Origin of the sequence: Corynebacterium variabile (assembly GCF_006539825.1) — a bacterium.
Classification (GTDB): domain Bacteria; phylum Actinomycetota; class Actinomycetes; order Mycobacteriales; family Mycobacteriaceae; genus Corynebacterium; species Corynebacterium variabile.
The window spans coordinates 69,569-89,668 of sequence record NZ_BJNT01000004.1; the positions used below are offsets into that span (position 1 = coordinate 69,569).

The 20,100-nt window shown below is 64.8% G+C and carries 19 protein-coding genes; 12 read left to right on the forward strand and 7 right to left on the reverse strand.

Annotated features, from left to right (window positions below):
- The first annotated feature begins 7 nt into the window (after positions 1-7).
- From CVA01_RS02045 to ctaD, 3 genes are all read left to right on the forward strand, one after another.
- Positions 8-436 (forward strand): DUF302 domain-containing protein, encoded by a 429-nt coding sequence (locus CVA01_RS02045; protein ID WP_141328243.1) that lies wholly within the window; start codon positions 8-10, stop codon positions 434-436.
- Between the two features lie 80 nt (positions 437-516).
- Positions 517-1,503 carry a LysR family transcriptional regulator gene (locus CVA01_RS02050; RefSeq protein ID WP_141328245.1) on the forward strand — a complete coding sequence of 329 codons (987 nt, stop codon included), beginning with the start codon at positions 517-519 and terminating at the stop codon, positions 1,501-1,503.
- A gap of 153 nt (positions 1,504-1,656) precedes the next feature.
- On the forward strand, positions 1,657-3,363 hold the full coding sequence (gene ctaD, locus CVA01_RS02055) for an aa3-type cytochrome oxidase subunit I (RefSeq protein WP_141328247.1): 1,707 nt from the start codon (positions 1,657-1,659) through the stop codon (positions 3,361-3,363).
- A gap of 258 nt (positions 3,364-3,621) precedes the next feature.
- Here ctaD and CVA01_RS14815 read toward each other — a convergent pair whose 3' ends face one another.
- The 3 genes from CVA01_RS14815 to CVA01_RS02065 are packed head-to-tail and all read right to left on the reverse strand — an operon-like array spanning position 3,622 to position 5,511.
- Positions 3,622-4,155 carry a lipase family protein gene (locus CVA01_RS14815; RefSeq protein ID WP_170209661.1) on the reverse strand — a complete coding sequence of 178 codons (534 nt, stop codon included), beginning with the start codon at positions 4,153-4,155 and terminating at the stop codon, positions 3,622-3,624.
- Positions 4,137-4,799: a lipase family protein gene (locus CVA01_RS14820; protein ID WP_170209662.1), complete on the reverse strand. Its 663-nt coding sequence runs from the start codon at positions 4,797-4,799 to the stop codon at positions 4,137-4,139. The genes CVA01_RS14815 and CVA01_RS14820 overlap by 19 nt, the downstream gene beginning before the upstream one ends.
- A 58-nt stretch (positions 4,800-4,857) precedes the next feature.
- On the reverse strand, positions 4,858-5,511 hold the full coding sequence (locus CVA01_RS02065; RefSeq protein ID WP_244938091.1) for a VOC family protein: 654 nt from the start codon (positions 5,509-5,511) through the stop codon (positions 4,858-4,860).
- 179 nt (positions 5,512-5,690) lie between these two features.
- Between CVA01_RS02065 and CVA01_RS02070 the strand changes: the two genes are divergently transcribed.
- Both CVA01_RS02070 and CVA01_RS02075 read left to right on the forward strand, forming a co-directional pair.
- Entirely contained in the window at positions 5,691-6,689 is a 999-nt protein-coding gene (locus CVA01_RS02070) for an alpha/beta hydrolase-fold protein (protein ID WP_014008738.1), read from the forward strand.
- A gap of 61 nt (positions 6,690-6,750) precedes the next feature.
- Positions 6,751-8,190 carry an MFS transporter gene (locus tag CVA01_RS02075; RefSeq protein WP_141328251.1) on the forward strand — a complete coding sequence of 480 codons (1,440 nt, stop codon included), beginning with the start codon at positions 6,751-6,753 and terminating at the stop codon, positions 8,188-8,190.
- Between the two features lie 25 nt (positions 8,191-8,215).
- On the opposite strand, the gene CVA01_RS02080 is transcribed toward CVA01_RS02075, so the two are convergent.
- Positions 8,216-8,704 carry a hypothetical protein gene (locus tag CVA01_RS02080; protein WP_141328253.1) on the reverse strand — a complete coding sequence of 163 codons (489 nt, stop codon included), beginning with the start codon at positions 8,702-8,704 and terminating at the stop codon, positions 8,216-8,218.
- An 8-nt stretch (positions 8,705-8,712) separates the two neighbouring features.
- Positions 8,713-9,027 (reverse strand): YbjQ family protein, encoded by a 315-nt coding sequence (locus CVA01_RS02085; RefSeq protein ID WP_073884593.1) that lies wholly within the window; start codon positions 9,025-9,027, stop codon positions 8,713-8,715.
- 661 nt (positions 9,028-9,688) lie between these two features.
- On the opposite strand from CVA01_RS02085, the gene CVA01_RS02090 reads away from it, so the two are divergent.
- Genes CVA01_RS02090 through CVA01_RS15530 form a run of 5 tightly spaced genes read left to right on the forward strand, consistent with a single transcriptional unit; the run spans position 9,689 to position 17,113 of the window.
- Complete coding sequence (locus CVA01_RS02090; protein WP_141328255.1) at positions 9,689-12,661, forward strand: AAA family ATPase; 2,973 nt, start codon at positions 9,689-9,691, stop codon at positions 12,659-12,661.
- Entirely contained in the window at positions 12,645-13,838 is a 1,194-nt protein-coding gene (locus CVA01_RS02095; RefSeq protein ID WP_141328257.1) for an McrC family protein, read from the forward strand. The genes CVA01_RS02090 and CVA01_RS02095 overlap by 17 nt, the downstream gene beginning before the upstream one ends.
- Positions 13,839-13,848: 10 nt before the next feature.
- Positions 13,849-14,247: a (deoxy)nucleoside triphosphate pyrophosphohydrolase gene (locus CVA01_RS02100; protein WP_141328259.1), complete on the forward strand. Its 399-nt coding sequence runs from the start codon at positions 13,849-13,851 to the stop codon at positions 14,245-14,247.
- Positions 14,244-16,199 (forward strand): DEAD/DEAH box helicase family protein, encoded by a 1,956-nt coding sequence (locus CVA01_RS02105; protein ID WP_307723350.1) that lies wholly within the window; start codon positions 14,244-14,246, stop codon positions 16,197-16,199. The genes CVA01_RS02100 and CVA01_RS02105 overlap by 4 nt, the downstream gene beginning before the upstream one ends.
- Positions 16,196-17,113, forward strand: coding sequence for a DUF3427 domain-containing protein (locus CVA01_RS15530; protein WP_307723351.1), 918 nt, complete (start codon positions 16,196-16,198; stop codon positions 17,111-17,113). Before CVA01_RS02105 ends, CVA01_RS15530 begins: the two co-directional genes overlap by 4 nt.
- Before the next feature lie 15 nt (positions 17,114-17,128).
- Here the strand turns inward: CVA01_RS15530 and CVA01_RS02110 are convergent, their stop codons facing one another.
- Positions 17,129-17,329: a hypothetical protein gene (locus tag CVA01_RS02110; protein WP_141328261.1), complete on the reverse strand. Its 201-nt coding sequence runs from the start codon at positions 17,327-17,329 to the stop codon at positions 17,129-17,131.
- A gap of 130 nt (positions 17,330-17,459) precedes the next feature.
- Between CVA01_RS02110 and CVA01_RS02115 the strand changes: the two genes are divergently transcribed.
- A complete protein-coding gene (locus CVA01_RS02115; RefSeq protein ID WP_280528056.1) occupies positions 17,460-17,870 on the forward strand; it encodes an amidase family protein in 411 nt (136 codons plus the stop codon).
- A gap of 9 nt (positions 17,871-17,879) precedes the next feature.
- Here the strand turns inward: CVA01_RS02115 and CVA01_RS02120 are convergent, their stop codons facing one another.
- Complete coding sequence (locus CVA01_RS02120; RefSeq protein ID WP_141328265.1) at positions 17,880-18,599, reverse strand: DUF1707 domain-containing protein; 720 nt, start codon at positions 18,597-18,599, stop codon at positions 17,880-17,882.
- Positions 18,600-18,671: 72 nt separating this feature from the next.
- Between CVA01_RS02120 and CVA01_RS02125 the strand changes: the two genes are divergently transcribed.
- Positions 18,672-20,021: a TIGR01777 family oxidoreductase gene (locus CVA01_RS02125; RefSeq protein WP_244938092.1), complete on the forward strand. Its 1,350-nt coding sequence runs from the start codon at positions 18,672-18,674 to the stop codon at positions 20,019-20,021.
- Positions 20,022-20,100: the final 79 nt, after the last annotated feature.

A 20,100-nucleotide genomic window follows, 5' to 3' on the forward strand; every position in this document is an offset into this window, starting at 1 on the left:
CCCCGTCATGTCTGAATCCTCCGTTTCCCCGCTCTCCTTCTCCGCCGCCCTCACCGTCTCCTTCGACGAGGCCGTCGCCCGCACCCGGGAGGCCTTCGCCGCACAGGGCTTCGGCGTCCTCACCGAGATCGATGTCACGGCCACGCTGCGCACGAAGATCGGCGCGGAGATCGAGGACATCCTCATCCTCGGCGCCTGTAATCCGACGTTCGCCCACCGGGCACTGCAGTCCACCCGGGCTGTCGCACTGATGATGCCCTGCAATGTCGTGGTCCGACGTGATCCTGAGGATGAGGGGCACGTCCTCGTGGAGGCGCTGAATCCTGCGATGATGGTCGACTTTGCCGGGGACGGCGATGACGCCGGTCTCGCGGAGGTCGCAGCGGACGCCGCATCCCGGGTCGCCGCCGCCGTCGCCGCGCTGGCCGGGGCCTGAGTCCGGCGCTTATGTCATATCACCGGGGTTTATATCAGACCTCGCCAACACCCAGGCCACAGTCATAGGATAGAAGCATCATGAATGGCCGCCTGTCCCTTGAATCGCTGCGCTACGCCGATGCCGTCGCCGACGCCGGCTCCTTCAGTTCCGCCGCCCGCCGCTTCAACGTCACCCAGCCCGCCCTGTCCTCCTCGATCGCCAAGCTCGAGGAGTACCTCGGTGGACGCCTCTTCCTGCGCAACCCGCGCGGCACCTCGCCCACCGCCTTCGGCAACGCCGTCCTGCCGCGGATCCACCAGGTCATCGTCGACCTGGAGCGCGTCGAGTCCGAGGCGGAGGCCTTCGCCAGCGCCGGACACGGCACCATCCGCGTCGGCACGGCACCCCAGATCGAGAAGGCACTGGTGGCCAGACTGCGCGGCATCATCTACGGCCCCGACGCCTACGACGCCGGCCAGGGCGACACTCTCGACCACCCCGGTCATCCCCGCCACCCCGGCCACCCCAACCAGCACGGCCGCGACGCCTCCCTCCTCGAGTCCGAGAACGACCAGCTGGAGGAGTACCTGCAGGTCGGCATGCTCGACATGATCATCGTCCCGGCGCTCGGCATGCTGCCCTCCTACAGTCACCGGCTGATCAACTCCGACTACCTCGTCCTCGTCGACGAGGACGCCGACCCGGCACTCCCGCCCGCCGACCAGCCGCCGGTCACCGTCCGCGACCTCGCCGACCGAGAGCTCATCCTCTCCCGCAACGGCTGCGGCATCACCCGCACCATGCAGGCGCTGATGGACGAGGCCGGGCTGCCGCTGAACCAGGCGGAGATCGAGGTCGCGAACTGTTCCACCCTGTTCAGCTGGGTCGGTCGCGGCATGGGAGCGGTAGTGCTGCCGGAGCGCAATGTCGCCCCGGGCACCCCGGTCCGTCGCATCGTCCGCGACGACGGCACCTTCGCCGAGATGTTCAACGAGATGATCTGGGACCCGGGGTCGCAGGACGCCGTCTACCTCGACGGCCTCGCGCGGGCCCTTGCCGAATCGTCAGCGTCCCCGGCATCGTGACCCCATAAGTACCGCTGCTAACCCCATTAATATCAGCGCTCTACCTGCGGTGATCGGACAACCATAGCGTTGTCGGAAGACACTTGCGGTGAACTGTCCCCGTTCCACTTCTCGGGGACGCCAGGTCCACCGCGCGCACCAGGAGGTAGACCAATGACAGCGGTAGCTCCGCGGGAGGACGCCGGTTCGCCGGTCGCCACCGCACGGCCCGCACCCCAGGGCGGGAAGTCCCTCAAGGGCTTCCACGCGTGGGACATGCTGACCACCACCGACCACAAGAAGCTCGGGATCATGTACATCGTGATGTCCTTCTGCTTCTTCTTCGCCGGCGGACTCATGGCACTGCTCATCCGGCTGGAACTGTTCCACCCGGGCATGCAGTACCTCTCCAACGAGCAGTTCAACCAGCTGTTCACCATGCACGGCACCGTCATGCTGCTGCTCTACGGCACCCCGGTCGTCTGGGGCTTCGCGAACTTCATCATGCCGCTGCAGATCGGCGCCCCCGATGTCGCCTTCCCACGCCTCAACGCCTTCGGCTTCTGGATCACCACCTTCGGCGGCATCGTCATGCTCTCCGGGTTCCTCACCCCCGGCGGCGCCGGTGACTTCGGCTGGACGATGTACATGCCGCTGGCGGACGCCATCCACAGCCCCGGTGTCGGCACCAACCTCTGGATCGTCGGCGTGGGCCTGACCGGTGTCGGTACCATCGCCTCGGCGGTCAACATGATCACCACCATCCTCTGCCTGCGCGCGCCGGGCATGACCATGTTCCGGATGTCCATCTTCACCTGGAACGTCCTGGTCACCTCACTGCTGGCCCTGCTCATCTTCCCGATGCTCACCGCGGCCGCTCTCGGCGTCCTCTACGACCGTCTCTTCGGCGGCCACATCTACGACCCCGCCAACGGCGGCGGCATCCTCTGGCAGCACCTGTTCTGGTTCTTCGGTCACCCCGAGGTCTATGTGCTGGCACTGCCGTTCTTCGGCATCGTCTCCGAGATCTTCCCGGTGTTCAGCCGTAAGCCGATGTTCGGCTACGTCGGCCTGGTCTTCGCCACACTGTCCATCGCCGCCCTGTCGCTCTCGGTGTGGGCGCACCACATGTTCGTCACCGGCGCGGTCCTGCTGCCGTTCTTCTCCTTCATGACCTTCCTCATCGCCGTGCCGACCGGCCTGAAGTTCTTCAACTGGCTGGGCACGATGTGGAAGGGGCGGATCACCTTCGAGACGCCGATGATCTTCGCGATCGGTTTCTTCGCCACCTTCCTGTTCGGTGGTCTCACCGGCATCATGCTGGCCTCCCCCGCCCTGGACTTCCACATCTCGGACACCTACTTCGTCGTCGCACACTTCCACTACACGCTCTTCGGCACGGTGGTGTTCTCCTCCTACGCCGGCGTGTACTACTGGTTCCCGAAGATGACCGGCCGGATGCTCAACGAGAAGCTGGGCAAGATTCACTTCTGGCTGACCTTCATCGGCTTCCACACCACCTTCCTGGTGCAGCACTGGCTGGGCAACATGGGTATGCCGCGTCGCTACGCCGACTACCTGGAGTCCGACGGTTTCACCACACTGAACCAGGTCTCGACGATCGGCACGCTGATCCTCGGTATCTCGGTGATCCCGTTCATCTGGAACGTCTTCAGCTCCTGGCGTTACGGCGAGATCGTCACGGTCGACGACCCGTGGGGTTACGGCAACTCGCTGGAGTGGGCGACCAGCTGCCCGCCGCCGCGCCACAACTTCGACTCGCTGCCGAAGATCCGTTCCGAGCGGCCTGCCTTCGAGCTGCACTACCCGCACATGGTGAAGACGCTGCGCGAGGAGGCACACGTGGGACGACACTTCTAGGTTCCAGGTGTCGGTAACCGATCTGACATTCGGTCCACGTCCGGACCTCGTGCCGGGTTTCCCGACTTGCCCCCGCCCCGACGCAAAACCTCCGGGTACGGGACAGAACCCCGGACGCCACCTCCGGGCACGTCTCACCGGCAGCGGATCACCCCGTCGGCGCCCCGGCGGTGACGGGCCCCGGCTGTCTCCGTGTTTCTCGGGCCCGTGGTCATGGCGCTGCCGAACCCGGCCTATGCGCGACTGGGGAAGAACTGACTACAGTTCGTTGCCCTGCGGCACGGTGGCGCAGTTGTTGGTGGTCGGAGTTCCGCGGATCCTGCCCTCCAGCCAGAGGTAGCCTTCTACCGCCCACGGAACAGCCGCGATGACGTGGCCGGCGAACGGATACTCGCGGTACTCGACCTGTGTTCCCGCCTCGCAGTACTGCCGCACCAACGTGCGCACGTCTTTCGCCACCATGATTCCGTCGCCCGGGCCCACGGACGGGGAGGCGGGGGTTCCCTCGATCCAGCCTGCCGCACCCTGGAAGACGAACATGGGGATCCGCGGCGAGCCCCAGTTGCCCATGTTGATGTCGTCGATGACCGCCTTGACCTCCGGGGCGTCCTGCGGGGTGGGGTACTCCGGCTTCGCCAGGTCGGACCAGTGCAGGCCGGGGTACCGGGCCACGGAGTCGACGATCGACAGGTCACGGACATCGTTGGCGACAGCCATGCCATCGTCGTTGAAGTACTGGGAGAAGTCGATGTCGTAGGCGTCACCGAGGGCTGTCAGCGCCAGTCCGACCACACCGGACCAGAGGAGACCGTCGCCGGCGTAGGAGAGGTTCTTCTGGGGTCCACGAGCACACCACCTTGTGCGACACCGACGATCCGCTGCTCGATCTCCGGGGCGTATTCCTCGGCCCGGATCGCGGCCCAGTTGCTGGCGATTGCGCCGCCCGAGTAGCCGAACAGGCCGATCTGGTCGGTGGGGGTGATCGGGGAGGTCTCCGCTGCCGTGGCGGCGCGAAGGGAGTCCAGCGTGGCGGTACCGTAGGCGGGCCCGGCGGCGAAGTTGGCGTCTTTGCCCTGGGTGTCTGCGACGACCACCGGGTGGCCCAGCGCCGGTGCCGGGACCAGGAAGCTGGTTTCGAAGGCCGGTATCAGGCCACCGAGGCTGAGGTTTCCGGCGATCATGCGAGAGGGGTTGTCGAGAGGGTTCGCCGAGTCGTAGAAGGTCTTGTCGTCGGCGGGGTTCTGCACGTCGAGCAGGGGGCGGACTCCGTCCCAGAAGCCGCCGATGATCTGTGTCTGCAGCGGCAGGTCGGAACGGTCTGCCGGGGCGGCTGAGGCCGGTGCGGCGTCGGCGGCGGCGAGCGAGACGGTGAGGACGGACGCCGCGACGGTGGCGGCGGTACGGTATGCGCGTCGAGGGCGCCGGGAGAACGTCATGGGCGGATAGTATTACGGCAGTAATTATGTCCGCAGCGTTGTAATTAGTTTTGTAGTTTCACTGTTCCAGCTTGATGCCCGGCCGGTCCGTGACCGGGAAAGTGTCCTCGGTGGGGAACCACGGACGGTCGGCGGCACTGAGGACCACGGAGCCGTCGATGTCCCCGTAGGCGGCGATGATCCGCCGGTCCGGGTCGCCGAACCCGTGGGGGAGCCGGTCGCCGTAGTGCTCGGCCAGCGCCTCGCCGGACGCCCGGACGTCCGGGACGCCCAGCCCGACCTCGACGACGCCGAGCAGCGGCGCCGGGTCGCCGGTGGTGTCAGGGGTGTCGCCGGCGGGACGGTGCTCATGCTCGACGAGCTCGATCACGGCGTCCTCCGGGCCGGTGAGGTAGACCGAGCGCATGGCGAAGGGCCCGTTGGGCCGGTCGACGGTGTCGGTGTCGAACTGCGTGGCGTAGTCGTCGATGGTGCCGGTGGGCACGGCGAAGGCCAGGTGGTGGGCCCGTTTCTGCGGGGTGCCGTTGTCCGCGTCCGGACCGGTCCGGACCGTGACGTCCGCCTGGGGAAGGTAGCGGAAGGACAGCGTGCTCCAGCCGACGGTGACGGCGTCGGGCATGACAGGGTGGGGAGGCACGTCCAGTTTCCGGGTCATCCACGCGGACCACCCGGACGGGTCGTGCACCGGAAGATCGATCTGTCGGAACCTCATGGCGGCCGAGGGTAGTTGAAGGGACCGGGCGGTGCCGGGGCGCTGTTCGGTTCTGTGGTTCATGAGGCGCGCTGTCAATAAATGAGGTTCCTGAGTCGAACGCGGGCTGTGAATACTGTCCCGCGACTCTGTTTTACGAAGTGTCACCAACTACGCTCGCCCCCGGAGGTTACTGACACATGACACACTCACGTTCCTATGTCGGACGGCACCGCCGTCCTGATCCGCGCCGCACCCGCGCTGCCGGACTCGCCGCCGCCACCGCCGTCGCGGCGTCCCTCACCGTCGTGCCGACGGTCATCCCGGCCGCTGCCGCGGACCCGGCCGGCTGCTCGGCAATCGACAACGGTGCCTTCCAGTGCACCGTGCATTCGGCGTCGATGAACCGGGACTTCCCGGTCATCGTCCGCCCGGCGCTCACCCCCGACAACAACAGGGTCGCCCAGTTCATCGACGGTGCAGACTCCGGCAACGTCAACGGCTGGGTGTCCGCCGGCGGCGCCCTGCAGGCTCTCGCGAACGAGGACGCCACCCTCGTCTTCCCCGCGATGGACCCCTTCACCTGGGTCCAGGACTGGGACGGCGACCAGGGTAAACAGTTCGACACCTTCATGTCCCAGGAGCTGCCCCAGTACCTGCAGGACAACTGGGGTGTGCCCAACGGCGGACGCGGCACCACCGGTGTCACCGGCCTGAGCTCCGGCGGATACGGGGCGATGAACCTCGCCGCGAACCACCCGGACATCTACAGTTCCGTCTACGCCCTGTCCGGTATCTACGATCCGGGCATGCCGCTGCAGCGTGCCGTCGTCGACGGCACCGCCATGTTCAACAACAACTTCGAGGGCATCCCCTGGGCCAACGAAGGCGGACGCGTGGCCAACAACCCCACACTGAACATCGACCGGCTGACGATGCCGGTCATCGTCTCGGCGTCCTCCGGTGTGCCGAACCTCCTGGGGGACATGGGGCCGGACCCGATCGCCACCGTCGTCAAGGGCGGACCCTACGAGACAGGGTCGATGATCTTCACCGCCGAGTTCCAGGCACGCGCCGCACTCGCCGGACGGACGAACATCGAGTTCAAGTACGACCTCATCGGTGCGCACGCCTGGGACACCTGGCGCCGGGCGTCCTTCGACCAGGGCAACATGCACCAGTTCATCGCGAACATCTGACCGCGGTGACCGCAGTGACCGGTTGGTGAATGCGCCGGTCAGGGGCCTAGCGTAGGAGCACGTGAGTCCCGTAACGCCGTCGCCCGTCCCCGACCAGCCACTGCAACCGCCCCGGGAGAACATCCCCTCCCCGATCACGCTGGCCCTCGGCACCGGCATCATGCTCCAGGCGCTGAACTCCTCAATGATCGCCGTGGCGATGGTCTCCATCGGCAGCCATTTCGGAGCCGGGGCGGAGGTCTCCTGGGTCCTCTCCGCGTTCTACATCGCCACCGCCATCGTCTCACCGATGGCCGGGGTGCTCGGCGTGGTCTTCGGTGCGCGCCGGGTGTACCTCGCCGGTCTGGTCCTCGTGCTCATCGGCTCTGTGCTCGGGGCGCTGGCGCCGAGCCTCGGCGTCCTCGTGGCGGGACGCCTCATCATCGGTGTCGGCGTGGCGACGCAGATGCCGAACGCCATGACGGTCGTCCGCGTGCTGGCGCAACGGCACCGGTGGAAGACCGGGTCGGCGATCAGCGTGTTCACCGTGTGCGGCCAGGCGATGAGTGCGGTGGGTCCCTCCCTCGGCGGACTGCTCGTCGGTGTGGCCGGGTGGCAGTCCACACTGTGGATCAATGTGCTGCTCGTGGCCGTGTCCGGGGCGTGGGTCATGCTCAAGGTGCCGCGGATACCCGGGGAAGGACGCCCCGGGACGGGCCTCGGACGCCGCCTCGACATTGTCGGTGCACTGCTGTTCGGCGTGACCGTGACCATGCTCATGCTCTTCCTCATCTCCCTGACCGACGAGATCTCCTGGTGGACACTCCCGCTGCTCGTCCTCTTCGGTGGCGTGTGGGTGTGGTGGGAGCTGCAGCGAGCGTCCGTGCCGTTCATCGACCTGCGGGCCGTGGCGGCGAACCGGCAGCTGGCGAACACCCTGGGGCGGACCATGGTGACCTATGCGGCGTTCTACTGCCTGTACTACGGGCTGCCGCAGTGGTTCGAGCAGGGTGCCGGCATGTCGGTCTCGCAGGCCGGCGCGATGATGTTCCCCATGGCGGTGGTGTCCGTGGGCTCGACCTTCGTCGCCGCGCGGGTGATCGCCGTGCGGGGGCCACGGGTGGTGCTGGGCATCGGAGGAATCTTCCTGCTGCTCACCGGCCTGGCGCTCGCGCTGGTCGAGGACAGCTCCACGCCGGTGTGGATGATGGTCATCGTCGCGCTCATCGCCGGGGTGCCCAACGGGTTCAACAACATCGGCAACCAGGGGCTGATCAACACCGTGACCTCGGTGGAGAAGGTCGGCACGGCGACGGGCATCTACAAGACCAGCCAGTATGTGGCGGCGAACCTGTCCGCGGTGATCGTGGCGCTGTGCATGAGCGTGGGCGCCGGCGACGGTTCAGCGGGTGCGACAGACGCCGGGCTGCACTTCACCGGCTGGGCGATCGCCGCACTGGGTGCGGTGATGACACTGGGGATCGTGTTCGCGCGGAAGATGCCGGTGAAGGTGCGGGTGTAGGTTCCGCCCGGTCCACGGAGGCGGTCTACACTGGGCTGGGGAGGACGACGGTGCCGCCGAGGATCCTGGCGATGTCCTTGCACTGGTCGATGCTGATGGCGGTGTTCGGACCGCAGTCGAAGAGCCAGTTGTTGCCGACGATCACGGCGGGGGACTCGCCCTGGAAGATGACGGACGCCGTCTCCGCGGGGTGGTCGTTGAGGTAGATGGCGTGGATGCTCGGCTGGTCACGGTTCTCGCCACCGCCGATCGCGGTGAGGCAGGAGGACGCCGTGCCGTCGACCTCGCCGGTGTCCGCGCTGTCGTTCCAGACCTGGCACTCCCAGTCCGTGCCGGCGAGCTTGTCGCGGATCTCCGCGGTGGACTCGAAGCGGGGCAGATCCCCGGTGACGGCGTCAGAGGATTCCACGGTGGTGGGGGCGGCATCCCCATCATCTCCGCCGCAGGCGGTGAGAGCGAGGACGCCACAGGTCACGGCGGAGAGGGCGAGAGTGCTGGAGTTCAGGCGGCGCACAGCGTCCCTCAGAAGCGCACGGCGGTGCCGGCGGCGGTGACCATGACCATCCCACCCTGGCCGAGGGATTCGTAGTCGATCTTCACACCGACGACCCCCTCTGCGCCGAGGTCGATGGCGCGCTGCACCATCTCACCGAGGGCCTGCTCACGGGCACCGTTGATCTCACCCTCGTAGCCGGCGGAGCGTCCGCCGACGAGATTGCGGAAGCCCGCGCCGATGTCCTTGAACATGTTGATGCCGACGACGGTCTCGCCCGCGACGACGCGGATGTACTCGGTGACCGGCTTACCTTCGACGGTGCCGGTGGTGGTGACGATCATGGCGCGCTCCTCGGGGTTTCTGGCAGCGTGTGGCTGCCTGTGTCTGTCTGTGTCTGGCTGCCGTCGAGTCTACGGCGGCGGGGTGGTGGCGAGCGGAGGATTGGGGGAGACGGCGCGGCGGGGGTGGTCAGTCTGTTCTGAATGCAGAACGGTAGAAGCGTCCTGTTCAGTAGGTGTTTTTCGGAAGGGGGTGGAGCAAATGCTGTGCCACGAAAATTATTTCTTCCCACAATGCTCCGGGAGCTGCAAGGGAGTACTATCAGTAGCGCAGGTCACAATTCGTGGCCGTCACTACCCACCGGGACCCGTCCCACATCCCCAAGGAGTACCCCCGTGATCGAATTCCTCAATCTTCTGCTCACTCTCGTGCAGGTCGGCACCCAGATCATCACCGGCGGTCTGGTTGACCTCAGCGTCGGTTAGTAGCAGTACCCGCCGGGGCCGTCACTGTCTGCGTCACTGCAGGCGGTGGCGGCCTCGGTGTGTTGTTCGGCGGATGGTGCGTCTGAGGGGCGGGACTCAGTCCTCCTGCGGTGCAGAGCCGGCCGACCCCGCTCTGCGCCGGCCGACCTGTCCGCCTGTCCCCGTAGAGCGAGTCGAGTAGCTTCAGGCCGCGCCGGGGCGGAGGCCGGAAAGTTCAGATCCTGGCACACTCGACGTCATGTCCACCGTTTGGCTTCTGCGCAATGACACACTCGATGATGACCTCGAAAACCTGGGGGTTGTCACCATTGGATGGGACGGAACGCCGGATCTCACGGGAGTCACTAAGGATGAACTGAAAGCAATTCTCCGGAAGCTGGAACCAGGAAAGGCGCCAGCTAGCTATGCGGCGGATGCTGGCGTCCTCCTGCGTTTTTGTGAGGAGATCGCGATTGGCGACATCGTCGTGGCACCGCGTCAGGACGGGAAGCACCTGCGTATCGGCACCGTCACCGGGGAATACGAGTTCGACGAGAACGCGGCAACGCATCCGCATCGGCGCGCCGTGAACTGGAACCGGACGGGGGAGTCTCGATACGACCTGCCCTGGGAGATGCGGCGCGGGCTGAAGAACGTCCGGACATTGTCACTGGTAAACCATGGTGCCGAAGAGTTCCGGAAGATGGCGACAGATCCGCGTTATATGCCGCATGTCGGTGTAGAACCCGAAGACACGGTTCCCGCTGGCGACAGTCAGCAGTGGGCTGATCGGAAGCGCGCCTGGGTGACCGGCCACATCCAGCATCGGGAGGTACCGGCGACATTCCGGAACCCGCTTCCTTCAACCCAGCCTGTGTATGCGGCTGCGGACGCCTGGCGGCAGGCGCTGATTGATGGAACCTCCCTGTTCAGCGGTGAGCCACTAGACTACGTGGAAGCAGCAGCGGCCTTGACAAGGGACTTCATCGACAGCCCGGACACCGGCAAGGACGACTTCCTCACGAAGTGGCAGCGACAGCTCGAGAACTCGTCGGATGATGCCGTGCAGCTCGCCGCAGAGCTGTTCTTCGTCTACTTCCTCCCCATGAGTACATCGGCGACCTCGGGACCGGTGAAGGCATCTCGGGTCGCGACGGTCGTGAACTGGCGGGAAGGTGTTCGCCCGGTGCCGGCGGAGTGCAGTGAGGCTCTTCGCGCCGGGATCGCCCGTCCCGGTACCGCGTATATGACACACCGGGACCGGGTGATTGCCTACCTGGTGCGGGTCGTCGCAAGATTCTTCACCCTGGGTAGTGCTGATCGACGTACCGCGCTGACCGACTGGGACGCCTTCCAGAAGACTCTCGCCGAGGTTGATGACCAGGGCGTCTGGGCGATGCGGCTGCTGTTGGAGCACCTGTTGTTCCCCGGCATCGCTACGGACACTTCGAGCAGGGACGACAAACCTGAGATGACGACTGGCCTCGGCGCTGGAACTGTAGATGTCGCCGATGCCAACGACCTGCGGTTCTGGCTGGAACCGAACTTGCGGTACGGCGACCACCGCTCGCTGTCGCCGTACCGGTCGCCGTACCGGAATGCGTGGAAGGAACCGACAGAGAGGGCCGTACGGTGGGCTCGGTGGGCCACGCTCGCCTTCGATGACTTGGCTTCGGGTGTCCCGGATGGTCGGGATGGCACTGCCGATGCGGTCCATGACGTACTAGCTACCACACCGGAGAATCTTCCTCGTCAGCTCGCGGATCTCCTTGGTGAGGACACCACGCTGACCCGGTGCGCCCGAGACAATGCTGCCGGGCTGAGCAACGTGTTGCACCGGGTTGATGAGTTGGGCGTCGCATTGTTCATCGACCAGCTGGCGGAGTTGAGTGGCGTCCTTGATCTGTCGCGGATGCCTGCGACAGACCGGGATTCCTTCCTGGAAGAGGTCTCGACTCTGCTGCCGGGAGCGGGGCAGGATCTGCCGTTCCGGACTGCGGCCACGGTGGGTGCGCTGGAGAGGCTGACGACTTGGGACAGTCCGTCGGAATCGGCGACCCCGGGTGAGCATTATCTCGCCTACCTCGACCGGATCGACACGCTTCGGGCTGCGACGGAGATGGTCTCGGGAGCATTGCCGTCGCGTGGTGAGGTGGCCGATGCCGCTGACCAGTTGCTGGCCATGGATGACGCGGCGATGACCGCTCTCGGCTGGAACGAGGAGACGCAGAAAGGCTTCCTCGCCTGGCGGTCGAATCGGAAGGTTGACCCACCGACGGAGAAGGACGCGCTGGAAGAGCCGGTTGAGGAGCCTGCCGACGATGTAGTCGAGCCGGTTGCCATGCTTCCGGACGAGTCAGCGACCGTGAGTTTCGAGACGCTCGCTAAACGTCTCACCATCGATAGTGACCAGGGCAAAGAATGGCTCGATGAACTGCTGGAGATGCTGCAAGACAAGAAGCAGATGATCCTCCAGGGGCCGCCCGGTACCGGGAAGACCTTCATTGCCCAGGCACTGGCGGAACACCTCGCCACGCCGGATCGGGTGGAGCTGGTGCAGTTCCACCCGGGGACGGCGTATGAGGACTTCGTTCAGGGGTTGCGTCCTGACCCGGAGAATCCGCAGGCCTTCCACCTCAGCGACGGGCCACTTGTGCGGCTGGCGAACCGGGCTCGTGAAGATGACCCGGACATGCTCTACGTTCTCATCATCGATGAGATCAACCGGGCGAATCTCCCGGCCGTTTTCGGGGAGCTGTACTTCCTCCTGGAGTACCGCGGCCAGGAGGTCACCATGACATACGGCAGTCGGTTCTCTTTGCCGGAGAATGTGCTGATTATCGGCACGATGAACACTGCGGACCGGTCAATTACCGCCGTGGACGCAGCGCTGCGTCGGCGGTTCTATGTCGTTGACGTGCGGCCAGAACAGTCCCCGCTGGATGAGATTCTGCCGGCGTGGCTGGCGGTGAATGCTCCGGACCTCGGGTGGCTGACAGATCTGCTGATCCGGGCGAACGACCTGATCGGTGACCCGGACCGGGCGATCGGCCCCAGCCACTTCATGCAGCGCGACATGACGGAGGAGAAAGCGGAGCGAGCCTGGAGGTTCTCGGTACTGCCGACCTTGGGCGAGCTGTTCTACGGACAGCCGGAGCGTCTAGAGGATCTGAAGTTCGGCGAGCTGAAGGCTGTGGTGACGAAGACAGAGACCGATGTCGACGCTGACTGAGCACCGGAAAAGCGAGCCGTTGCGATTCACCCTTGAGCAGCAGGCGAAGCTCAAGGAGCTGTTTCACGCGGAGATCACGCCAGCGGAGAACGGCCTGGTCCGGGTGACACCGGGATCCCGGGCCGGTGCCGTGGTGCTCGACGGTGATCACGTCGTGGTGGAGCCGAAGGTTCCGCTGCCGCGCATCGTCCACATGCTCACTGTTGCTGTCTGTCCCCTGGACTGGCGGACCGCCGAGGTGAAGGGACTGCAGGCTGTCTCTATCGAGGATGCTGTGGTGCAGCTTTTCACTCGGTCTTGCCAGCAGGCTTTTGCTGGCGGTGTGTACCGCTCCTACCGCACTGAGGAACAGCGGTTGGCTTTCGTCCGGGGACGAATCAGGATTGGCGAGTATCTCCGGGATCCGCGGCCCCTCCCGGTTCCAGTGACGGCAACAGTGCATGACGAGGATGTTGCGGAGAACCAGGTGCTTGCTGCGGCTGTGCAGAAGATTCGCCTGTTACCGGGACTTCCCGACGGCACTCGCGCGGAGCTCGCGCGAGTGTGGCAGGTCGTCGGTGAGGTGACACCGCTGGCCGGAGACGTGGCGTTAGACGAGTGTCGACGCATCGTGTGGAGTAGACACAACTCGCACTATCAGGCGCCGGTACGCCTGGCGGAACTGATCCTGGACTCCTCGTCGCTGAAAGTCACGGCCGGGAAGGTGCAAGTCCCGGGGTTCATCCTGGACATGCCTCGAATCGTGGAGCAGTACGTGCGGGTGCTGGTACGGGACGCACTGGGAGCCTCCGAGCACGACATGCGGGATTCGTGGACGGGCGCGCTATGGCTTGATGAGGGACGCCGCGTGCAGCTGATCCCAGATCTGGGGATGCGCCGTGCCGGTCGATGGTGCTTCGTCGGGGACGTGAAGTACAAGGTGAATGCCGGGCCAGACGATCAGGCAGGTGCTGGACGCCGCGAAGACCTCTACCAACTACTCGCCTATGTGACAGAGACGGGGCTGGACGAAGGCACGTTGATCTATGCCAGCGATCGTGCCGGTGAGGTGGCGCACACCGTGCGAGGCACCGGGGAGCGGTTGCGTGTGATCTCGGTCAATCTGGGAGCTGAGGACTGTGACCGCCAGGTGATGTCAGCGGTGCTGGCGGGGCGGCAGCGTCCGCCCAGTTGTTAGGCTGAACCTCATGGCAAAGCGGATCAACGTCGTCGGAGCTGTCCTCACACAGGGCACGAAAGTTCTCGCAGCGCAGCGGGGTGAGGGTATGTCGCTCGCAGGCATGTGGGAGTTCCCCGGCGGCAAGATCGAGCAGGGGGAGACGCCACAAGAGGCACTGCGCCGTGAGCTCCAGGAGGAGCTGCTCTGCACGGCAGAGATCGGCGACAAGGTCACCACCACTGAGCACGATTACGACTTCGGCACCGTGATCCTCACAACGTTCTTCGGAACCATCGTTGACCAGGCGCCCACTCTCACCGAGCATGCTGAGGTCCGCTGGGTGGAGGCGGCTGATCTCGGTGGACTTCCGTGGGCACCGGCTGATGTTCCCGCTGTGGAACTCGTGACCGCTCATTTTGCCGCATGATCTTCGACAGCCCTGTGGGGCAGGGCGCCGCGCACGGGTTCCTTGACCATTCGGTGACGTCCGACCAGCTGTATCACCCGAAGCTGATCATCAATGACGAAGACAACACCATGGTCAGAGCGATCAAGGAAGAGCTGGGACGCTCCGATCGCTTCGACTTCTCCGTCGCTTTCATCAGCGCGAGTGCGCTTGGCTTGTTGAAGCAGGCCCTGGTCGATTTCACGGGCCAGGCGACGATCATCACGTCGACCTATCTCGACTTCAACGAGCCCAATATGTTCCGTGAGCTGCTCACCATGGACAACGTGGAGGTGCGCATTCACCCGGGGACGCACGGCGGTTTCCATGCCAAGGGGTACGTCTTTACCCAGGGCGACAGCCTGTCGGCGATTGTTGGCAGTTCGAACTTCACTCTCCAGGCGCTGACGACGAACAAGGAGTGGAACCTCCGGTTCTCGGCGCTGCCTGAAGGCGACATCACCTACCAGCTGCAGGACGCTATCAACCAGCAGCGCTCTGAGAGCTTCCCTCTCACCGAGGAGTGGATTGATGAGTACGAGCGGACGCGTCAGCCGCGAGTCTCGCCAGCTACGATCATTGCGCTTGAGGAGGAGGAAGCTCCGGTAGGGCGCATTGAGCCAAACTCAATGCAGCAAGAGGCGCTGGAAGAGATCTGGAAGGTACGGACCTCCGGTGAGAAGCGTGCTCTGGTGGTCTCCGCGACGGGAACAGGTAAAACGATTCTTGCCGCGCTGGCGGCCCGCGAGATTGATCCGGGACGATTGCTGTTCATCGTCCACCGTGAGCAGATCCTGAACAAGGCAATGTCCGAGTTCAAGATGGTGCTTGATGGTGACGATGAGGATTTCGGGCGCATGGTGGGGGCGGTCCAGCAGCCAGACCGGAAGTATGTGTTCGCCATGGAACGGACGCTGTCTCGGCCGGAGACGTTGGCTTCGATTCCCTCGGATTCCTTTGACCTCATCATCATTGACGAGGTCCATCGGGCAGGTGCGGCTGGGTACAACCGCATCATCGATCACTTTGGACCGTCGTTCTTGTTGGGGCTAACGGCGACTCCTGAGCGTACCGATGACTTCAACATCTTCGAGCTCTTCGACTACAACGTGCCCTACGAGATCCGTCTCCAGGCTGCGTTAGAAGCGGACATGCTCGCCCCGTTTAACTACTACGGTGTCACTGAGTACGTCACGGAGACCGGAGAAAAGAAGGACGACCCGGCTGACCTGTCGAAGTTGGTTGCTCCCGAGCGAGTGCACTACATCCTTGAGATGCTGCGGAAGTACGGGTTCCCACGGGATGTAAAGGGGCTGATGCTCTGCTCGGGCAAGGAGGAGGCTCATGAGCTATCCCGACTGCTCAACGAGCAGGAGTTCAATGGTCAATTGCTGCGGACGGTCGCGCTGACAGGAGAGTCGTCGGTTGAGGAACGGGAGACCGCGATGCGGGAGCTCGAACTGGGAAACCTGGACTACATCCTGACTCGGGACATCTTCAACGAAGGTATCGACATCCCAGCGGTCAATCAGGTGGTCATGCTGCGCAACACGCAGTCCAGCATCATCTTCACCCAACAGCTCGGCCGCGGGCTGCGAAAGGCTCGGGGGAAGGATCACCTGCGGGTGATCGACTTCATCGGTAACTACCAGAACAACTTCCTTATCCCTATCGCCCTGTTTGGGGACAGTAGTCTCAACCCGGACATAATCAAAGAAAAGATGATCAAGGCGCAGACCACTGGTGTGATCGCTGGTGTATCGAGTGTGAGCTTCGACGAGGTCTCTCGCCGGCGCGTCCTCGAGTCATTGCAGACTGCGAAGCTTGACTCGATGCACAACCTCAAGAAGGCCGTTCGCGACCTGGAGTATCGGCTTGGCCGCCTACCGATGCTCATCGACTCGCCCGGTTCCACACCGTGGATCCGGTCGTGATCGCATCGAACAAGAAGAGCTACTGGAACTTCCTAGTGCACACAAAGATGGAGACGGCGGCTCCTACCGCGGAGGAAGCGGCGTATGTTTCTCTGTTGGATAGTGAGTTGCTTAATGGTAAGCGGCCACAGGAGATGCTGCTCATCCGATCGCTGCTTGAGCGTGGCTCTCTGACCAAGACGGAGTTTGTCTCACTGTTGGATGCGTACCGATGCGCGTCGGATGACGCGACTGTCACGTCGGTCGAGCGAATCCTTACCCTTGAGTTCTTCGTGGAGTCTGAGCTGAAGAAGTACGGACCGAACGCTGTGATGCGAGTCGTGGGGGAGAATTATCTGGTGGATCCTGTGTTCTCACGGCTGTACAGCTCCGGCGGCCAGTTCGCTGCGCATGTGGACGATGCTATTGAGACTGCTCTGTATCTTGCTCGCCATGATGAATCGTGGAGTGGAAAGCTCGTGGTTGGGCATCAGTACACTCGCAAGGACGTGTGTCGCCTGCTCAATTTCGAGTCGAACCAGTACAGCACCTTGTACGGCTATAAGACGGACGCTTACTCCGGGACGTGCCCGATCTTCATCACTCATGACAAGGCTGAGGACATCTCGGCGACGACGCAGTACGAGGATGGTTTCGACAGTGAGGCCACCATCAACTGGTTCACGAAGAGCAACCGGAGCCTTGATCGAAGCAAAGGCGAGATTGACATCGCCAACAACCTCTATGCCCTGCACGTTTTCGTGAAGAAGAGTGACGTGGACGGTGGTGACTTCTTCTACCTCGGTGAGGCGAAGGCCCGCGATGCTCACGACACAACGATGTCTAGTGGGGCGTCGGTCGTGAACATGAAGCTGGACCTGGAGCATGCCGTGGAGCCGGGACTGTTCGGGTACTTGGCCGATACGGCGGAGTAGTCTGCGTCTGGGCTACTACTTGTCGGAGTCGACAAGCATTCGTCCGTAGGCCTCTCGGAGGATCTCGCTCGATGGTTCGTCTCGCCACACTCGTTCTTTGGAAAGCGCAGCGTATGCCTCAGGCAGACTGCAGATGCGTAGGAGCTTACGGCCGAGGATCGCTTCCTTGGCGTCCTTGATCCATTCTTCCCGTTCTTCGTCGGTCAGCTGGGTCATGGCATCCTCTCGATAGGGATTGATGGGGTGCGCTGGATATTAGCCACCACAACGGACGCCTGAGTCCGCAGTCGAACACTGCACCCATTTCTCTGCATTTGCGATCAACCACTCCAGCATCGGCTGCCGCATCGTCGTCTCGGCGACGCTCGGCAAGTACGTGGTGGATGAGATAGTCCGCGTCAACCTTGCTGCCACGCGCATGCCGCTGCACGAGACCTTCGCCCGTAAGACCCGGATCAGGGAGGAGCTCGGTCGGTTGCTGGCCGGTGCCACTCCACTGATCACACCCGTGACCACGAAGGACGCCTTCCCCGCTGAAGCACCGCAGGCCTCGGTGGATGGTCATGGCCGACACTACTGGGTGGACCTCATGGCGGTGCCCTTCAATATCTGCAACCGTCATCCCGCGCTGGCGGTGCCGACAGGTGTGGGACCCCGCGGCGTCCTCACCGGACTGCAAATCGTCGGCAACGCCTACGACCAGGCATCCGTCTTCCGCGTCGGCTTCGCCCTGGAGGACGCCGGCGTCGGGGTGTAGGTCTGAACCTCACCACACCCCGGTGATGGACACGTTGTAGGTCACGTTCGGCAGGTCCACGCCGATGACCGTGACCGTCGCGGGGAAGAGGGCGCCGTGATCGCCCACCGAGCATTCCACCGCCGCTCCGAGCTCCACATCCAGGGCATCCGGGCAGGTCACGTACTCGGGGATGTGGCCCCGGTCGTTGAGGTAGTCGCCGCGGATCGTCGTCTCCATCTCGTAGACCGAGATCTTCGGGGTGGTGTCCCCGGGTTCCTCACCGGTTCCGCCGGCGTCCTCGGCAGGTACGGCAGTGCTGACCGCGGACTCGGACTCCGCCGGCTGATCCTCAGACACCTCGGCAGGAGTTTCCGAGACCGCCGGTGTGGCCGGTGCCGGGTCCGGGGAATCGGATCCGGACCGGCCCACCAGCATGACCACGGCCGCGACGACGACCAGGGTCACCACAGCGACAATCACGACGATCAGCCCGGTCGCCGGATTCTGCGACGGGATCAGCGGGTTGGCCTTCTTCTCCGGTGCCGAGAACTCCGGACGCTCCACCTGCAGGTCCTTGATCAGCTCCAGCAGGTCACCACGGGTGGCGGCCGTCATCGCCGCAGACACGCGCTCGTCATGCTCCAGGGAGTTGAGCTGGCCCTCCGCATAGGCCCGGTCGATCACGGACGCGACCTTGGTGCGGTCCAGATCCGTGGCGCGCAGATGGGCGGCGTACGGGTTGTCCATGGCGTCCTCCCGGGGCGGCGCGGTGGTTTCGCGGGGGTGGATGTCCAGTCTAACCGCGTACCCTTGACCTGTATGCGTCCCACCACCGCTCTCACCGCCCGCACCACCACCCACGAGTTCGAGACCCAGCTGCCGCACCCCGCAGTCGACGTCTGGGACTGGCACACCCGCCCCGGCGCCGTCGTCCGCCTGACCCCGGGATTTGCGCGCATGCGGGTCCGCTCCGAGGCCTCCGACCTTCGCGACGGCACCACCACCTTCTCCCTCCCCGGTCGGCTGACCTGGGAAGCGCGCCATGATCCGGAGGGTTTCGCCGAAGGGCGAAGCTTCGTCGACGACTGCGTGAACCGGCCTTTCCGCTTCACGGGGTGGCACCACGAGCATCTCATCACCGACAGTGGCGACGGCACCTCCACCGTCACCGACCGGATCACCTCCCGTGTCCCGACCATCCTGCTCAGCCGCATCGCCGCCTACCGCCGCCGCCAGCTCACCGACGACCTCGCCCACCTCGCGGAGTTCCGGGAGCTCGACACTCCGCCGCTGACCATCGCGGTCTCCGGGGCATCCGGACTCGTCGGCACGCAACTCGTTGCGCTGCTCCGGACCGCCGGGCACACGGTGATTCCGCTGGTCCGTAACCATTCCGGAGAAGGACGCCACTGGGATCCCGCCTCACCTGCCCCCGACCTTCTCAACGGCGTGGACGCCGTGATCCACCTCGCCGGTGCCCCGATCTTCGGACGCTTCACCGACTCCCACAAGGCCGCGATCCGCGACTCGCGGGTGGGGCCGACCCGACGCTTGGCCGAGGTCGCGGCGTCCTGCGGGGTGAAGGTCCTCGTGAGCGCTTCCGCCGTCGGGTTCTACGGGGCGTCGCGTCCGGAACCGGTGGGGGAGGACGCCTCGCGGGGCGAGGGATTCCTCGCCGACGTCGTGGCGGACTGGGAGCACGACTGTGCCGTCGCCGCTGAGTCCGGGGTGCGGGTGGTGAACATCCGGACCGGGCTGGTGCTCGGTGGGGGAGCGCCGCTGCTGTCGCTGTTGGGCGCGTCGTCCCGGGTCGGGGGAGGACGCCTCGGGTCGGGCGAGCAGCATTTTCCCTGGATCGGCGTGGATGACCTGGCCGACATCTACCACCGTGCCGTGGTGGATTCTTCCCTGGTCGGGCCGGTGAATGCGGTCGCCCCGGAGGACATCACCGAGGGCGAGTTCGCCGCCACGCTGGCCGAGGCACAGAAGGTGCGGGTACCGCTGCGTGTGCCCGTGCCGGCGGTGGGCCCTGCGGTGCTGCTGGGCAGGGACGGTGCCGCGGAGCTGGCCCTGGCCGACCAGCATGCGCGGCCGGTGGTGCTGTCGAACCTTGGGCACCGGTTCCGCTTCACCACCGCGCGGGACCTGCTGGCCCACGAGCTGGGGTAAGGGGCTCACTTCTCACGCCGCGCCGCACCCCATGTCCGCATCGCGCAGCGTGAGGCTGCTCAGACACCCTCGCCAACGA

Excerpts from the sequence above, each read along its gene's own strand:
- CVA01_RS02045 (WP_141328243.1), top strand. The coding sequence starts at position 8 with ATGTCTGAATCCTCCGTTTCCCCGCTCTCCTTCTCCGCCGCCCTCACC.
- CVA01_RS02050 (WP_141328245.1), top strand. The coding sequence starts at position 517 with ATGAATGGCCGCCTGTCCCTTGAATCGCTGCGCTACGCCGATGCCGTC.
- ctaD (WP_141328247.1), top strand. The coding sequence starts at position 1,657 with ATGACAGCGGTAGCTCCGCGGGAGGACGCCGGTTCGCCGGTCGCCACC.
- CVA01_RS14820 (WP_170209662.1), bottom strand. The coding sequence starts at position 4,799 with ATGACGTTCTCCCGGCGCCCTCGACGCGCATACCGTACCGCCGCCACC.
- CVA01_RS02065 (WP_244938091.1), bottom strand. The coding sequence starts at position 5,511 with ATGAGGTTCCGACAGATCGATCTTCCGGTGCACGACCCGTCCGGGTGG.
- CVA01_RS02070 (WP_014008738.1), top strand. The coding sequence starts at position 5,691 with ATGACACACTCACGTTCCTATGTCGGACGGCACCGCCGTCCTGATCCG.
- CVA01_RS02085 (WP_073884593.1), bottom strand. The coding sequence starts at position 9,027 with ATGATCGTCACCACCACCGGCACCGTCGAAGGTAAGCCGGTCACCGAG.
- CVA01_RS02090 (WP_141328255.1), top strand. The coding sequence starts at position 9,689 with ATGTCCACCGTTTGGCTTCTGCGCAATGACACACTCGATGATGACCTC.
- CVA01_RS02095 (WP_141328257.1), top strand. The coding sequence starts at position 12,645 with ATGTCGACGCTGACTGAGCACCGGAAAAGCGAGCCGTTGCGATTCACC.
- CVA01_RS02100 (WP_141328259.1), top strand. The coding sequence starts at position 13,849 with ATGGCAAAGCGGATCAACGTCGTCGGAGCTGTCCTCACACAGGGCACG.
- CVA01_RS02105 (WP_307723350.1), top strand. The coding sequence starts at position 14,244 with ATGATCTTCGACAGCCCTGTGGGGCAGGGCGCCGCGCACGGGTTCCTT.
- CVA01_RS02110 (WP_141328261.1), bottom strand. The coding sequence starts at position 17,329 with ATGACCCAGCTGACCGACGAAGAACGGGAAGAATGGATCAAGGACGCC.
- CVA01_RS02120 (WP_141328265.1), bottom strand. The coding sequence starts at position 18,599 with ATGGACAACCCGTACGCCGCCCATCTGCGCGCCACGGATCTGGACCGC.
- CVA01_RS02125 (WP_244938092.1), top strand. The coding sequence starts at position 18,672 with ATGCGTCCCACCACCGCTCTCACCGCCCGCACCACCACCCACGAGTTC.